Consider the following 15,880-nt stretch of genomic DNA (forward strand, 5'->3'; position numbering starts at 1 on the left):
GATTTATTTAGGGAGGTATTCAGTATGACTCTCTTCACCAAGTCGGACTGTACCCGCTGTATGGAATTAAAAAATCAGTTTGATATGAGGGCCCTGGGCATTAAGGTCGAGAAATTAGACTCTGATAATGCCGAGGCCCTGTCGCACCTGGCCTGGCACGGGCTGGTAGAGGCCGCCCGGAAGCATCTGCCGATACTTGTCCTCGATGATTGTTCTTCGCTGACCGACTATAACGAGATCCGCAATCACCTTGCTCAGGAGGCCCAGAAAACCGGAATTGCCTGCGTCAACCTGTTCGTATAAGATCAAGGGGTTTATTGAGACCTCGTTTATCGATTGGCCGGGCCGGCTGACCGCCGTCCTGTTTCTACCGGGCTGTAATTTCAGGTGCCCTTATTGCCATAATGCCGACCTGGCCTTGGGCGGTCGAGGGCTTCCCACCTGGCCCATATCATCCATATTGGAGCGTCTCAAGCAGCTTCGGGGCTGGGTGGATGGCGTTTGTATAACCGGAGGGGAGCCTACCCTCCATTCCTGCCTTCCGGAGATCTTTGCCCTTCTTAAAAATCAGGGCCTTAAAACCAAGCTCGATACCAATGGCTCAAACCCTGAGATGCTGGAAGGGCTTATTGACGGAGGCCTGGTGGACTATGTGGCCATGGATGTCAAGGCTCCCCTCAACAGATTTGCCTATGCGCAGTGTACCGGTGTCGTCCCCCCACTGGATAATATCCGGGAAAGCATCCATATACTGATGAAAAAAGATATTCACCATCAGTTCCGCACGACCATTTTACCAAAACTGCACTCCATAGAAGATGTCCTGAGTTTAGCCTGTCAACTGCGCGGAGCTATGGATTACAAGCTTCAGAATTTCAATCCGGGAAATACCCTTGATCCTGCCTTTGAAAAAGAACCCCCTTATGACCATACGATCTTCCGCGAATTACAGCGAAGGTCTCAAGATATAATATCCCTCTCCGGCTTGTCACTGGCAGGCCGTGGCTTGGAGGCCAGCCTTCAGGCGTAGCGGAGGTCTTTGCATAATATCCACGCTGTCATTGCGAGGCAATCTCGTCCTCAGATTACTTCGTTCGCAATGACAATTTGGGAAAGGGTAACGCTTAGCCCTAACCTTTAGAAGCCCGGGGCCGCCAGCCCCATAACACTAACAAAAACAAGGAGGAAAAGGCATGGCTACTAAGACAACGACCAAAAAGACAACGACCAAAGCCAAAAGCACCACCAAAGCCAAAAGCGCTGCTAAGCCCAAAGCCAAGAAGAAGTAATGCCAACCCCCGGAATCCCCCCTCCCTCGCCCGCCTCTGGCGGGCCGAGGACGGAGGGGGGAGGGCCGGGATGGGGGTGTACGCACACTTAACGCCCCCCCGCCAAACCACAGCCTGCCCGTCCGCCTACGGTGGACCGCAGGCAAGGTCGGTGTTTTCATATCTGCCTCAGGCGGAGCACCTGGGCGGCTGCAGGCAGGGAAGGAGGCCTCGAAGGGAAAACTTCAGGAGAAAATCTAAACAAGATTGGAAACGGGTAAGTTATAAACTATTCACGGCTCCGGGCTTTTTTTTTGCTTACCCTGAATCCCCACAAGGATCGCCGATGTCTCGGAAGGACAGATTTCAGGGTATGGGGGGAGAAGTGTACGAATTGTCTTTTTTATAGGTCATTCTGACATACATAATGGCCGCCTTCTTAATATTGAGCATCATGGTAAAGGGGCATATCTACTTTTGACTCATTTTAATTTGCGTAGACTTAACCTAATGAAGAGAAATATTCCACAAGCATAAATCCCCAAAGCAGCAAGGCAGAAAAAGGAGACGGGTCTATGTCGTTAAACATTTTCATAGTCCTTTTCGCAGTTGTTGCTTTTGGCTCTGTAATCATTATTCCGAAATGGCAATCTCGGAAGGTCACAAACATCAAAGAGCGCATTGAGCTTGAAAACAAACTCCGTGCTACGCTCGCTCAGATGTTAGGTGCCGCTATCCTTCTATGTGGCCTTTTCTTTACATGGGAGGAATTAAAAGATACTCGGAATTTTTCTAACGAAACGCTGAGGATTTCTGAGCAAGGACAAATTACAGAACGCTTTTCTCAAGCCATTGAGCATCTGGGAAGCGACAAGCTTACTGTGCGTCTGGGTGGAATTTGCGCTCTTGAACGCATCGCAAATGACTCGTCCAAGGATCACTGGCAGGTTATGGAAGTTCTTACTGCCTATGTCCGGGAAAACGCTCCCTTCAAGGCTAAAAGAAAGCAATTCTCACAAACCAATGAAGTCAGCGGGCAGAAAATCGAAGAATCAGGCGAACCACCTGCCCTCGATATTCAAACGATTCTCACTGTGCTCGGAAGGCGCAAATGGCAAGGGCGAGAGGGAGAAGACCAACGCCTCGATTTGACCAATACAGACCTTAGAAATATTAATCTTGAGCACGCTAACCTGAGTAATGCGAATTTCAGGGGGGCTAATTTAATGAACGCGAGCCTCAGCGGATCCAATCTGAAGAAAGCAGAGCTTAGATTTGCCAATCTTAAAAAAGCAGATTTAAGCAAGGCGAACCTAGAAGGGGTGGATCTCTTTGGAGCAAACTTAAATGAAGCATATCTAACCGATGCTAATCTAAATAACGCGAACCTTGTTTCAGCTTATTTGATAGGTGCATATCTCACAGGAGCAAGCTTAAAAAAAGCAAGCCTCCTGAAGGCCAATTTGGAGAAAGCGGTTCTCGCGAGTGCCGATATGGAGTATGCTAAGCTCATGAGAGCTAACCTTAAGAAGGCAACTCTGACAGGAGCCAACTTGGAGGGGGCTAACCTATCAGGAGCCAACTTGGAGGGGGCTAACCTATCAGAAGCCAATTTGGAGGGATCCGTTCTTGGGCAGTACCTTTTGTTGCCCAAAGGTCTCAGTCAGGACTTTGTGAAGGGATTTAGAGAAGCGACGGGAGATCTTGGGGCTAACTTGGCGAAAGCAGATATGAGCAGCGCCAATCTCACAGGGGCGCATCTCAGAAGTGCTAACCTAAAAGGGGCGAACCTAGAGAAAGCCAGCTTGGCAGGGGCAGACCTTGTTAAAGCCAACCTTAAAGAAGCGAAAAATCTGTCTATCGACCAGCTCTGTCAAGCAGCGACTCTATTTGAGGCTGAATTAGACCCAGAACTTGAAAAAAGCATCCAAGAGGCTTGCCCTCTTGTTATGCGGGAGCCGAAGCCAGATGAGCTAAAGCCTCATAAAGCTTTTGAGGAAATCGATAAGGCATTTGAGGAAGTTGATGACGCAATTGAGAGAAAGTGGGAGAATCATTAGGTACCAGCACTGAAGCCATCCACCCAGTAGGGGACAGGTTGCAAGGGTATCACTTTAAATTGGAATACCTTTATTATAAGAAGCTCCAACGCCTCGTCAAAGTAACAAATTTCCCCTCCCCTTCATACCCTCCCGCCAGTGGAAGGGAGTTTACGGATGGGGACTAACTAGTAACTATGTCTATGCCTACTTTTGCGATGCCTTTTTCATTGACATATAAACGTCCTTATCCCTATACTCTCCAGCCAAAACCGAATCCTGCCACTTTAATATACAAATGAACTACCCGGCAGCAAGCTGCAGGGAATTATCCGGTTAAACCATGCCTCAAAACAGGTTTGGCAGTAAAAACAAGCCCTTGTGCTTGTTCTGAGGGAAGCAAAATGAAAGTTGGAGTGGGATACTGCAACGAAGAAGACGCCACTTTGTCGGGTAGGACAATAGCGGAAAATGCAAAAAAAAGCGCTATCCTGGGGAATGGATAGATTAGACTATATGAACACATGGAGGAACAGATGGAACTAAAAGGAAAGAAGGTCATCATCCTCGTGGAGGAGATGTTCAACGATCAGGAGTTCTGGTATCCCTATTACCGGCTTAAGGAGGCCGGAGTTGAAGTGGTGGTAGTTGGGTCTGGCAGCGCCAAAGAATACACCGGAAAATCAGGAACGCAGACCAGGGTAGATGCTGATGCGGACAAGATTTCATCTTCAGAATTTGACGGCATCGTCATCCCCGGCGGATACGCGCCGGATCATATGCGCCGTTATCCAGCCATGGTCAGGTTGGTGAAGGACGTCTATAAAGCAGGAAACGTTGTAGCAGCCATCTGCCATGCCGGCTGGATGCTCGCTTCCGCTGGCATACTTAAGGGCCGCACTGTGACCTCATTTTTTGCCATTAAGGACGATCTCATTCATGCCGGCGCCAACTGGGTAGATCAAGAGGTAGTTGTGGATGGGAAACTGATCACCAGCCGGAAGCCGGACGATCTCCCGGCCTTTATGAAGGCCATTCTCCATGCCTTAACGTAGGTCGGTCTTTGCGGCCCATAGCCATGGTAACATTTCGCTCCGTCACCACAGGAAGGGCGACCGAACATCCCCGCCTTACTCTTTTAGGAAGTTAAGCAACCAGCCCTCTTAATTTCTATCGGGCAAAATAATTAGTGCTCATCCGGAAACTACCGTTTCCGTCTTCACGCTTTCAGCGATCAGCGATTAGCTGTCAGCATGTTTGTTATCCGTTAACCGTTGTCCGGCATTTTCTTTCGGTAAACGGTCAACAGTGGACCGGCTTCATGCCGATAGCTGATTGCTCCATCCGGAATTTTTGGGCTTCCGGATGGAAACTAATTACCCAAGCAGAACTTCTTTAGCATATTTAACATATTGCCGATAGGACAATATGATAAGAACACTACTCTCAATCGAACCCGCCCAGGGATAAGGGGACTGAGATTGCGGTCTAATCTGGCTGGTAATGAAATGAAAGCTGAATATAAGGCAAAAGAACGGCTGATAGATGAGTTGTTGGAATTGCGCCGGCAAATCGCTCGACTGGAGGCAGCACAGAACGGGCACAAGGAGACGGAAGAGGCGCTGCGGAAAAGCGAGGAGAGATATCGGCGCATCACCAGGGCAGTAACGGATTACATCTTCACAGTCCGTATCGAGGATGGGCGCCCGGTAGAGACCATTCATAGTCCTGCCTCTGTCGCTGTGACCGGCTATACCCCTGAGGAGTATGCTTCCAACCCCTACTTATGGTTTCGCATGGTACATGAAGAAGATCGCTCCGCCGTTCAGGATCAGGCCACGCAAGTCCTTTTAGGGCAAGATACTCAGCCCATTGAGCACCGCATCTGGCGAAAGGATGGCATCCTCCGTTGGGTAAAAAACACGCTCGTTCCCCATTACGACGCACAGGGCAGGCCCCTATCCTACGATGGCCTGGTTAGCGACATCACTGAGCGTAAGCAGGCCGAGGAAGCTCTCCGCAAATCAGAAGCGCTCTTGCGTAATACCTTTGAGGCCATCCCCGACCTCCTGACCGTTCATGACAGAGATCTCCGCATTGTCTTAAGTAATTGGCATGGACATGAATTCGTGCCCATGGAACAGCGCGATAAACGGCCGCATTGCTATTGGGCTTACATGCACCGCGACACCCCCTGCGAGCCTTGCCACGCACTCGAAGTGTTTAAAACCGGCAAACCCAAGACGGTAGAATTCTTTAACCCGGAACCCGGGGTTGGATTTCTGGAAATCAACGTTTATCCTGTATTTGATGACCGTGGGAATGTCGTTATGGTAACAGAGTATGTCCGCAATATCACTGAGCACAAGCGGGCGGAGGAGGAAAAGAAGAAACTGGAAGCCCAGCTCCAGCGTGCCCAAAAGATGGAGGCCATCGGCACCCTGGCCGGAGGAATCGCCCATGATTTTAACAACCTGCTCATGAGCATCCAGGGCAATGTTTCTTTGATGCTTTTAGATATGGATCCCGAGCAGCCCCATTATGAAAGGCTGAAAAGGACTGAAGAGCAGGTGCAAAGTGGGGCGAGGCTGGCCAAACAGCTTCTCGGCTACGCCAGAAAGGGACGATATGAAGTCAGGCCAACCAGTTTAAACCAACTGATAGAAGAGACTGCGGAGACCTTTGCTATGACAAGAAAGGGAATCACTGTTTATAAAGAGCTTGCCGAGGGCTTATTTGATATAGAGATAGACCAGGGACAAATAGAGCAGGTCCTGTTGAATCTGTTTATCAATGCTGCTGATGCCATGCCTAAAGGTGGAAAGCTTATGTTAAGAACCAGAAATACGACCCACGAGGGTATAAAGAACATGGTATATGATGCCCGGCCAGGGAATTATGTCCTGTTAACAGTGACTGATACCGGCACGGGCATGGACAAAGAGACACAGGCACGCATCTTTGAGCCATTCTTTACCACCAAGGAAATGGGCCGGGGCACTGGTCTTGGCTTGGCCTCAGTCTATGGTATCATAAAAGCCCATGCAGGATATATCAACGTTGAGTCTGAAAAGGGGCATGGAACTATTTTCAGTATTTATCTGCCTGCATCAGAAAAAAAGGCCCAGAGGACGGTAAAAACGGTCGAACAATGCGTCAAAGGAACCGGAACCATCCTTATGGTGGACGATGAAGACGCGCTCCGGGAAGTAGGCCAGGAATTGTTAACGGCCATGGGCTATAGGGTACTGGTAGCCAGGGATGGAAAAGAGGCTGTCGAGGTGTATAGAAAAAATTGGCATAACATAGACCTGGTTCTTTTAGACATGATTATGCCCAACATGGGCGGTGGTGAGGCCTATGACTGCATGCAGGAGATCAATCCGGATATAAAAGTCTTGCTTTCCAGTGGTTATAGTGTTGCTGGCGAAGCCGGTGAGATATTAAAACGAGGATGCCACGGTTTTATTCAAAAGCCCTTCAAGGCCTCGGAACTCTCCAGAAAAATAGAGGAAATCCTCCAGATGTAGTCTGCCGGCTCACCCACGGGCCATGTTATTTAAACAGCCTGTCGCCTTAACTAATTCTTCAAAAGAGCTACAAAAGCTCTAAATAAACATTGACACTCGGCGGCTAATTTATGTTATAAGCTGGGCAATCACCATTTCGTTGGGTAATTTATCATCTATAACCAAAAGATCGAGAAAGGCTCCTTATGGGTGCGGAAGAACTCTTAGAGATAGTCGACAGACATGGCAATACCATAGACATTGCCCCCCGCTCTGTAATTCACGGGAATCCCTCATTGATACACAAGGTGGTCCACGTGCTGGTCTTTAACGAACGCGGCGAACTCCTCCTGCAAAAACGCTCCGCCAATAAAGACGTGGCCCCCGGGAAATGGGATACCTCCGTCGGCGGCCACGTAGCGCCGGCCGAGAGTTTGCTCGTAGCGGCCCGGCGGGAGATGCAGGAAGAAATCGGTATTATTACCGATAAAATAAGCCCCCTTTATTCCTACGTCCTTTCAAATTCCTATGAGACAGAGTTGGTCTATTCCTATGTGTGTATCCATAATGGGCCGTTTTCGTTTGACAGGGAAGAGATAGACGAAATCCGGTTCTGGGATATCCCGGAGATAAAAAAGGTAATCGGACAAAAAATCCTGAGTGATAACTTCGAGTTCGAAATAAACAGATGCCTCTCATTTTACCCTCAGATGGCCGCCGCTCCGGCCGGCGGGCCGATGCCGGACATCTTCAGGGGCACGCCTTTCCCGCAATCCAGATAGAAGACTGATCAGCTATCAGCATTCAGCTGTCAGCGCTCAGCTTTCAGATTTGAGCCTTCAGCCCCGAGCTTTGATCCCTCCCGATTTCTGCCATGAAAGACACAAAAATTAGAATCAGGTGACCGGCGGGACACCCATCCTGCCTTGCCGATGCGCGTGCTTGACAACGAATGGATAATAACATAGAGTCAGCAGCTAAAAGTCTTTAAAAGGGGTTATTTCAGGTGGCTGGCGAGGGGAGGCTCAAAAAAATACGCGATATCGGCATCATTGCCCATATTGATGCCGGCAAGACTACGGTTACCGAGCGCATCCTCTTTTACACGGGCCGCATCCATAAGATGGGCGAGGTACACAATGGTCAGGCCGTGATGGACTGGATGCCCGAAGAACAAGAACGGGGTATCACCATCACCTCGGCCGTGACTACCTGTCATTGGCTGGGGCACGAGATACATATTATCGACACACCCGGACATGTCGATTTCACTATCGAGGTAGAACGTTCCTTGCGCGTATTGGACGGGGCCATCGGTGTTTTTTGTGCCGTCAGCGGCGTCGAGCCCCAGTCTGAGACGGTATGGCATCAGGCAGATAAGTATAAAGTCCCCAAGATTGCCTTCATCAATAAGATGGACCGCATTGGCGCTAATTTCTCCGGCGCCGTGGAGATGATGCGGGAGCGGCTGGGAGTGAGGCCCGCATTACTCCAGTTACCGATAGGAGCGGAAGACAGTTTTCGCGGGATAATAGATATTATCGACCAGAAATCCCTCTACTGGGATGAGGGCACACAAGGCGCCGTCATCCGCCATGAAGAAATCCCCCCTGATTATCGGGAAGAGGCATTAAAACAGCGCAACCAGCTCTTAGAAACCTTGTCCGAAATAGACGACGTCATCCTGGAAAAGTACCTGGATGATTCAGAAATAACCAGAGATGATATCCTTCGCGCGGTGCGTCAGGGGACCGTCTCCCTCAAAATCGTGCCCGTTTTGTGCGGCTCTGCCCTGAGAAATAAAGGGATACAATCTCTGCTGGATGCCATCGTGCAGTTTCTCCCCAGTCCTCTGGACATAAAGGCCATCACCGGGGTTAATCCGAAAACCGGAGAGACAGAGGAGCGACCCGGCCGCGACGACGCCCCCCTGGCGGCGCTGGCCTTCAAAATTATGATGGAGCAGGGACGAAAAAGGACCTACGTGCGCGTCTATTCCGGTGTATTACGCGAAGGCACCGAGGTTTATAATGCTACCAAACAGATAAAACAAAGGGTAGCCCGCATACTGAACATCCATGCCAATAAGACAGAACGCCTGGATGAGGCGCGGGCGGGTAGTATTGTCGGAGTTATGGGCCTTAAGGATGCCTCTACAGGCGATACCTTATGCGATCCGGATCATCCCATTCTCCTCGAAAACATAGATACCTATGAGCCGGTCATCTCTGTGGCCGTGGAGCCCAGGACGAGGGTCGATCAAGAAAAGGTGTCGGAGGCCTTGAATAAATTGGCGGATGAAGACCCCACATTTCGGGTGCGGGTTGACGATGACACCGGCCAGACCATTATAGCGGGCATGGGAGAGCTGCACTTAGAGGTATTGGTACACCGCATCCTGCGGGAATTTGGTGTGCCGGTAAACGTGGGCAAACCCCAGGTAGTCTATCGGGAGACCATCGAACATGAAGCCACGGTAACAGAGAAGTTTGACCGGGAGATAGGCGGAAGCCGCCAGACAGCAGACATAACCATAAAAGTCTCGCCGCGTCCCCGCGGCGCCGGCAACCTCGTAGAAAATGGGCTTCCTGCGGATAAGATACCGCCGCAATTTGTACCGGCCATTGTGTCCAGTTTGAATGAATCCCTGGAAGGCGGCGTTATACAGGGTTATCCTCTATTGGATGTCGGTGTGATCTTGCTTGATTCCTCTTATATCGAAAACAGTTCCACCGAACTGGCCTACCGGGCCGCGGCCTCCGTCGCCCTAAAAAGGGCTTGTAGCGCTGCCTCGCCGGTCCTGCTGGAGCCTATCATGCGGGTGGAGGTAACCACCCCGGAAGAGTTTATGGGAGAAGTCATCGGCGACCTGAATTCCCGCGGCGGCAAAATAGAGGCCATCACGCCCAAGGGGCGGGTACAGGTGATAAAGGTGGTTGTGCCCCTTTCCAGCATGTTCGGGTACTCGACTGCATTACGCTCCGTTACGCAGGGACGGGCTACCTTTAGTATGCACTTCTCCCGTTATGACCGCGCGGGTAAGGAAAAAAGGACGCCCTGATACCGTCTATTGCCCGGCGGGAAACGCCTCTGTTGATATTTATCCCTTGCCTTAAAGCCTGCATTATGATAAGTTCATAATGACATTACCATAAAGGGCCCGCCGAATGTCAAATCCGTTTTGTTTATACACTCTTCCACCCAACGCCCCTTTCTGTAACAGAGAGCGGGAAATCAAGGAACTCCTGTCTTTTGCCAAGTCCGGAACTAATGTCGTTCTCTATTCTCCCCGGCGTTACGGAAAGACGTCGTTGGTAAACAAAATACAGTACAATTTAAAAAGGCAGGGCGCAATTACGCTGTTTGCAGACTTTTTTGGGGTTACCTCGATTGATGACGTTGCCGCCCGCCTTGCCAAGGCAACGTTTTCCGTAACTCACAAAAACCGCTCCCTTTGGAAAACGGCACTGCAAACCATAAAGTCATTTCGCCCCGTGCTCAAACCTGATCCGCAAAGCGGGGTATCTCTTAGTGTGGAGCCGGCATCCGCCGGCACGCGGGGGATAGAACTCCTCAGCGAAACCATGGAGTCGTTGGGGCGGTTTATTGAGGCCGGTGGTAAGCTGGTTCATATCGCTCTTGACGAGTTTCAGGAAATTGTCGAGCTGAAAGAGGCTTTGCAGATAGAAGCCACCATGCGAACCCATATTCAGCATCACAAGGGTTCCTATTTCTTCATCGGAAGCCGACGCCGCGTTCTACTCGGGATATTCAACGAACGGCAGCGTCCCTTTTTCCAAAGCGCCATCAATTACGAACTCGAGCTTCTTCCTGTCGATGAGATCACTTCCTTTGTAAAAGAGCAGTTTGAATCCGGCGGTCTGAAAAAATGCACGGTTGAAACGGCACGCAAAATTGCCGTAAGCGTTTCCTGTCACCCCTATTATGTGCAAAAGCTTGGTCATTTTGTCTTTGAACTGTCGGGGGAAACAGTGACCTCAGACGACATTACAGCGGCAATGGCCGGAGTCCTTCTATCAGAAAAGCCGGTTTTTGAGGCCATCCTCCAGGGCCTGTCCCTGCAACAAAAACTCGTTTTACGTACAATTGCTGTAGAACCCACCGCCACACCGCTTGCACATGCCTATATTGGGAGGCATCGATTGGGATCGACCGGAGGGGTGCAACACTCGCTAAAACAACTGACGTTATTGGATTTAATTGAAAAGGAAAAAGAGTGGCGGGTTGTAGATCCGCTTTTTGCTGCGTTCCTAAAGAAGCAGGGTGAAGATTATTTGCAGTAGTTTAGACCCCTTGGGAACACCCGTCTTAGTGAAACAAAACATACTATTTTGTTTCACATCAGAAGGAAAAAGGTAGGAAATTACCTCTTCAATTGTCCTTCCCCCCGGAAAGCCCCAAAATGAAACACTTCTCAAAATCTGTTTCACGATTACAAAAATGGCTCCAAAGAGAATCAGCTTTAATCGCTTGCAAAATTGCCTTCTGCTGAACATAACAACCCATAAAGTATAGAAGCTCCTGTGACGTTGGGATGGCGGGTGTGACCACGGATCATCCGTTTCTGGATGAAGTCCAGGAGCGTCAGATTTTTCTCGATATGTATCTGCGTTAAAAACTCGATAGCTTCGGGCCGTTTTGCGTTTATACCTTTCCTGAGGGCCATAATTTCGGTTCTGTCCCGGACGAACAGGTTAATCATGTCCTCTACTTGCTGGTGCCAGAGGAGAATTCCCCTGGTGTCTTTCAGCATCAACTCTATAACCCCGGCAGTAGCTGACCGGCCCGCACGGAAATCGCCGATTATTTCTTCCGGCTTATGGGGATAAAGATCCAAATAAAAGAGCGTCTTCTTAAAACTCCGGGGATGGTACTTTTCAATATACCGCGCAAAGGCATTTCTTTCCCGAGTCCACTCAGCCACGAAGGATGGGTTTATTAGGGTCCCGTATATGAGTTTTATCTCGCTGGTTCTTTCCGTGTAAATGCAGTAAGCATAAAATCCGTTTCCTACAGCCCAGTCCAAGGCTTCTTTAGAGAAAAACCGCCGGAGCCAGGGTCTGCTGTTCGCGGGAAATATCTCTTCTTTAAGGAAGCTCAAGGTCTCCCTGGAGACCGGGTGTTTTCCTTCGTGGATATCCCCTGCAACATCGAAATTCAAAATAGAGGCAAGGCCGCTACCTACGACAGTTCTCAAAAAGTCCCTTCTGCCCAGCATCATAAAACCCTCCCCACAGCTTTGTCAGCAGATTTACCAGCCAAAGCAAATATAATACGGGACATAGGACAGATAGCGTCCGAGGAGGAAATTGACTTAAGAAGGAGCCTCTTGCAAAACTCCATTTTTTGTCATTCCCGCAACGCTTTTGAGCGGGAATCTGGTTTTATTCAAGTAAAAACCATATCCCCGATAGAATCATTCGGGGATGACAGACAATTTTGCAAGAGCCTCGAAGGATAGGTTATTAATCCGGCACGTAAACACATAACAAATGTCATGCCGGATCAAGTTTATCCGCCGCAGGCGGGCGGGAATGACGGCATTCGGGTATTTTGTTGCCGGAGTAATAAGATCAAGACACTGAGGGGAGTGGGCCTTTTATCTTGCTAGGAAAACGCGGAAGGTATGGACAGGGCCGTTGTTCTTGTGTTGACCTGATAATTGAAAAATAAAAACGTTCTCGTGCGCTAAGGACAGCGCAGGGTATTTGCACAGAGCAGCGCTGTGCTTTCAGGCGTCATAGCCAAGTACGTACCCATGACCGTCCTACAGTTTGTGTGTCTTGGTGAAATTACTGTAAAAGAAACTGGATTACGATCCAGGTCAGGTTTGTATTTCTAAAACTCGATACCAAGTTTTATACTGCCCAGAACCGGCTTCATAATCCTTTGACGTTATTCTATTTTTGCCCCACTTTAAATAATACCACTTTACGCCAGTGTCGAAAGGAGATCGGTCTGTGTAAAAACTAATCACAGCTAGACCTTTTGTTCTCAATGTGTTCTGAGACTCGGCCAATTGTCCCAGGCCTGCTGTGATTTGTCCCGCATTAAATACGCCCCACTCTTTTTTTCCGTATTCCTTTGATCCATGAAAATGGGCGTTATCAATTACAACATTATAGAGATCACGTTCCCATTTCATCGAATCAGGATAGGTGCCCCCGCGAAAAGCACAGCCGTCCATGCAGCACAGGGGAAAAACCTTTTGACCACCAAAATGATAGGCCCTGGGGTCGTCACGATTACCAGGATTGTCCTCCGTCCTGAACTTCTTAACAAATTGCCACTCGTAGTTAGCGAGATCCATAAGATAGCTGTACTGTGATTTGTCTGGACAGTCCGCTCCCGCGCTTATCAATATTTTATGGCCCCTAAAGGTCCTCATTGCATTAGCGACTCGCTTTTTTAGTGTTTTCAAATCACTCGTATGGAATCCGGCGGGCAGAACTATAATTTCTTCAGAATCGCGCCGTTTTGTATTGATTACTTCTTGAACATAAGATACCGCCATTCGAACTCGCAAATCATCGTCAAAGCAGTTACGAATGTCTGAATGGGGGAAGACTAGATGAACCCTAAGCCGTTTTTCTGCTTTATCGAGGTGGGGTGGCTGGTAGTTAAAAACGGCCCTTTTTCTTTTTGGGGTTTGCGGTCGTGTTATTGATGTTGTTTGAACCATTGTTTACTCCTCCTGCTCTGTAGTTTTTGCCGAAAAATCTTTATGTGTAGTAGTGGGGGCACCCCTCTAGTCCTCTAGTAATTTTAATAAGATATTCGGTCTCTTATCATGGATAAAACTGTGCCGCTGTCTTCTTCACACCAAATCTTTTCATTCGACAAGAGTCTGATTGTGGGATTCAATCCAAACGAAGCGGGTAAGAGGTCTCGAAGGGTATCATACCAGGCTCTTGTTTCATCTCTATGAGCGGGATCGTTATCGTGTCTATTCAACGCTAGGCATTTCTCATGCCATGTCTTTCGCCTGTATCCAATTTTCACACCCGCCGGATACATCGATAAGGTTAACGCCCTTGGAGCCGTGAAGTGTTGCGGTTCGTCCAACTCAATCAGGCAATTTAAGGCCGGTACATAGTGATCGCACGGGGGTAGCCTGGATTTGCCGACAAAGGTATGGTATCCACGATGGCCTTGAAGCGCCATATATATTTTTTCTAATGCCTGCGCTGTTTTTCTTTTTATTGAGGAGTGACGGAGAATATCCTCAATCCGGCACGGCCAACCTGATTTCCATGGGTTTTCAACTCCACCAAATTCTTCTTCAAGGCTTTTCAGAAACGCCGACTTACACTTCGTGCAATGTGCATAATGGCCCATCGTCTGCTCCTTGTTTTTAAAAACTCATGCTATCTTATCGGGTTAAAATGGGATATGGTAAATCTTTGTGGTTAACTCATCTCCCTCAATCTCTCCAAAATCCTCACCATCCCCAGGGTATCCAGCTTGCAATAGTCGAGGAGGGCCTTGCGGATGGCTTGAATCTCCGATTGATCCTGGGACTCGCATGTCCTGAAATATGCCTGCACCGCCATGCCCCCATTGCTTATCTCCATCTCATCATAGCTCAACTGCGGCACCAGGGCCGGAAGGACGTATTTTTGCGAAGAACTTCCTTTCATCTTCCAGTGGTACACGTCCTTCTTTTTGAAAGGGACTTCCAGATCCCTTACATTTTCAACAATCCTTTGCAGCTTTTTACGGTATCGGGGCAACCAGGCCGCAAGGTCTTTCAAGACACCGATTTCAAAACTGGCGTGGTAGGCCAGCACACACGCATTATCCGGGATTTCGCTGGCGAGATTTCCTGCCAGTTCCTCTCGTGGGTCAATATTCGGCTCGGCCAGGAACGCGTGGTGCCCCAGCCGGGCCCCTTTCCGCTTCAGATAATGAAGCGAATACTGATGCGGAACATTTTGATAGGGCCTTGTGCCGCTAAAGGCGGGTATGGCACAGGAAAACGTCTCAAAATCGAGGAAGTACAGCGGATACCAGAGTGAGTCCAGAAATTGTTTCAGTCCCCCCTTGTTGACATACTTTTTCTTCTGCAGGAAGGACTCCAACTGGATATTTTGTTTTTTGGACAATATCTCCTTTGGGGCATCCCTGAGGTCCACTATTCCTTGCCGATATAGGTCGAAGGGCTTTACCCGGCCGCGGCCATCCAGGTTAAAGACAGAGTATTCCGGTATATGCTGCCAGCAATGTCCACAGAAGTCGCAATAGTAAGGGTCTTTACAATACTCACCGATGTCGATGGCCGGAACCCCTTTCCTGAGCGCCTTTCTCATTTTGGTGATCTCATCCGCCACAAAGCGTTGCTTGTCCCGGACCGCCTTGGTGACATCATCGATAACGAAGAGCGCGGATGGGTCTATGTCGCCATTTCTTACATATTGGTTGTTAATATAAACGACCGAGGCCTTGCTGATGCGGATTCCGGCCCCCTTCAACACATAGTATTGCACGGCAACATCGTTTAGGTATCTCGGTTCCAACTTGGTTGATCCCTTCACCTCATATAGTTCCCAACCCTGTCGTGCCTTGCGTAGAATATCCGTTTTTACGAATACATTGTCGTAGCTGAAAGCCGGCTCATAAAGGATTCGTGCGCCGCCCTTGATCTCTTCTTTCGTCAGATTGAGCTGTTTTTCCAGGGATAGGTCCTGGTATGGAACTTCAAACCCTCCCGGAAAGATCTGCCGGGCGTAGGTCCCGACCTCGCGACCGCTCTGGAACAGCGCTTCCTGTGATTCGGAGACCTCATCTCTGAGTTCCGGATGAAATTTATGCAGATAAAGAGCCTTGTGGCACTGAAGCCCCTTCATGACCAGCGACTTGCTGAGATACACCTTATGGATGTTTTTCAGATACATGATTTACTCTCCTTTCCCACGGTCATTAAATGGCAGTTTCCAGCCCATAGCTATTTATCGGTACAAAGCGCCGATTACTTGGCAACTGGTTTCTTACGCCAAACCGGTCTGAGACAGGCGGGCGATCACGACCAGCAAGGTTTTTAGGC

General features: G+C 49.2%; 12 protein-coding genes. 8 read left to right on the top strand and 4 right to left on the bottom strand.

The genetic code is table 11. From position 1 onward, the window contains the following. The first annotated feature begins 24 nt into the window (after positions 1–24). The 8 genes from RDU59_00715 (at position 25) to RDU59_00750 (ending at position 11,120) form a co-directional block, all read left to right on the top strand. Positions 25–303, top strand: coding sequence for a hypothetical protein (locus RDU59_00715; GenBank protein MDQ7837004.1), 279 nt, complete (start codon positions 25–27; stop codon positions 301–303). Continuing rightward, complete coding sequence (locus RDU59_00720) at positions 278–1,030, top strand: anaerobic ribonucleoside-triphosphate reductase activating protein (protein ID MDQ7837005.1); 753 nt, start codon at positions 278–280, stop codon at positions 1,028–1,030. The genes RDU59_00715 and RDU59_00720 overlap by 26 nt, the downstream gene beginning before the upstream one ends. An 813-nt stretch (positions 1,031–1,843) precedes the next feature. After that, a complete protein-coding gene (locus RDU59_00725; protein ID MDQ7837006.1) occupies positions 1,844–3,328 on the top strand; it encodes a pentapeptide repeat-containing protein in 1,485 nt (494 codons plus the stop codon). A 515-nt stretch (positions 3,329–3,843) separates the two neighbouring features. Further along, positions 3,844–4,362, top strand: coding sequence for a type 1 glutamine amidotransferase domain-containing protein (locus tag RDU59_00730; protein MDQ7837007.1), 519 nt, complete (start codon positions 3,844–3,846; stop codon positions 4,360–4,362). Between the two features lie 453 nt (positions 4,363–4,815). Then, on the top strand, positions 4,816–6,837 hold the full coding sequence (locus tag RDU59_00735) for a PAS domain S-box protein (protein MDQ7837008.1): 2,022 nt from the start codon (positions 4,816–4,818) through the stop codon (positions 6,835–6,837). 185 nt (positions 6,838–7,022) lie between these two features. Then, the gene (locus RDU59_00740; protein ID MDQ7837009.1) at positions 7,023–7,598 is read left to right on the top strand and encodes an NUDIX domain-containing protein; all 576 of its coding nucleotides are present in this window, start codon (positions 7,023–7,025) and stop codon (positions 7,596–7,598) included. A gap of 224 nt (positions 7,599–7,822) precedes the next feature. Further along, on the top strand, positions 7,823–9,877 hold the full coding sequence (gene fusA / locus RDU59_00745) for an elongation factor G (GenBank protein ID MDQ7837010.1): 2,055 nt from the start codon (positions 7,823–7,825) through the stop codon (positions 9,875–9,877). A 106-nt stretch (positions 9,878–9,983) separates the two neighbouring features. Continuing rightward, positions 9,984–11,120, top strand: a complete 1,137-nt coding sequence (locus RDU59_00750; protein ID MDQ7837011.1) for an ATP-binding protein — start codon at positions 9,984–9,986, stop codon at positions 11,118–11,120. A 179-nt stretch (positions 11,121–11,299) separates the two neighbouring features. Here RDU59_00750 and RDU59_00755 read toward each other — a convergent pair whose 3' ends face one another. The 4 genes from RDU59_00755 to RDU59_00770 all read right to left on the bottom strand — a co-directional run bounded on the left by RDU59_00755 (position 11,300) and on the right by RDU59_00770 (position 15,731). Beyond that, complete coding sequence (locus RDU59_00755) at positions 11,300–12,058, bottom strand: hypothetical protein (protein ID MDQ7837012.1); 759 nt, start codon at positions 12,056–12,058, stop codon at positions 11,300–11,302. Positions 12,059–12,661: 603 nt separating this feature from the next. Continuing rightward, positions 12,662–13,519: a hypothetical protein gene (locus tag RDU59_00760; GenBank protein MDQ7837013.1), complete on the bottom strand. Its 858-nt coding sequence runs from the start codon at positions 13,517–13,519 to the stop codon at positions 12,662–12,664. Positions 13,520–13,602: 83 nt separating this feature from the next. Then, the gene (locus RDU59_00765) at positions 13,603–14,175 is read right to left on the bottom strand and encodes a hypothetical protein (protein ID MDQ7837014.1); all 573 of its coding nucleotides are present in this window, start codon (positions 14,173–14,175) and stop codon (positions 13,603–13,605) included. 71 nt (positions 14,176–14,246) lie between these two features. Continuing rightward, positions 14,247–15,731, bottom strand: a complete 1,485-nt coding sequence (locus RDU59_00770) for a DUF2779 domain-containing protein (GenBank protein MDQ7837015.1) — start codon at positions 15,729–15,731, stop codon at positions 14,247–14,249. Positions 15,732–15,880 lie beyond the last annotated feature (149 nt).

This window comes from Thermodesulfobacteriota bacterium (assembly GCA_031082315.1).
GTDB lineage: Bacteria > Desulfobacterota > QYQD01 > QYQD01 > QYQD01 > QYQD01.

Coding starts and splice junctions, on each gene's coding strand:
- RDU59_00715 (MDQ7837004.1), top strand. CDS start 25: ATGACTCTCTTCACCAAGTCGGACTGTACCCGCTGTATGGAATTAAAA.
- RDU59_00725 (MDQ7837006.1), top strand. CDS start 1,844: ATGTCGTTAAACATTTTCATAGTCCTTTTCGCAGTTGTTGCTTTTGGC.
- RDU59_00730 (MDQ7837007.1), top strand. CDS start 3,844: ATGGAACTAAAAGGAAAGAAGGTCATCATCCTCGTGGAGGAGATGTTC.
- RDU59_00735 (MDQ7837008.1), top strand. CDS start 4,816: ATGAAAGCTGAATATAAGGCAAAAGAACGGCTGATAGATGAGTTGTTG.
- RDU59_00740 (MDQ7837009.1), top strand. CDS start 7,023: ATGGGTGCGGAAGAACTCTTAGAGATAGTCGACAGACATGGCAATACC.
- RDU59_00750 (MDQ7837011.1), top strand. CDS start 9,984: ATGTCAAATCCGTTTTGTTTATACACTCTTCCACCCAACGCCCCTTTC.
- RDU59_00755 (MDQ7837012.1), bottom strand. CDS start 12,058: ATGATGCTGGGCAGAAGGGACTTTTTGAGAACTGTCGTAGGTAGCGGC.
- RDU59_00760 (MDQ7837013.1), bottom strand. CDS start 13,519: ATGGTTCAAACAACATCAATAACACGACCGCAAACCCCAAAAAGAAAA.
- RDU59_00765 (MDQ7837014.1), bottom strand. CDS start 14,175: ATGGGCCATTATGCACATTGCACGAAGTGTAAGTCGGCGTTTCTGAAA.
- RDU59_00770 (MDQ7837015.1), bottom strand. CDS start 15,731: ATGTATCTGAAAAACATCCATAAGGTGTATCTCAGCAAGTCGCTGGTC.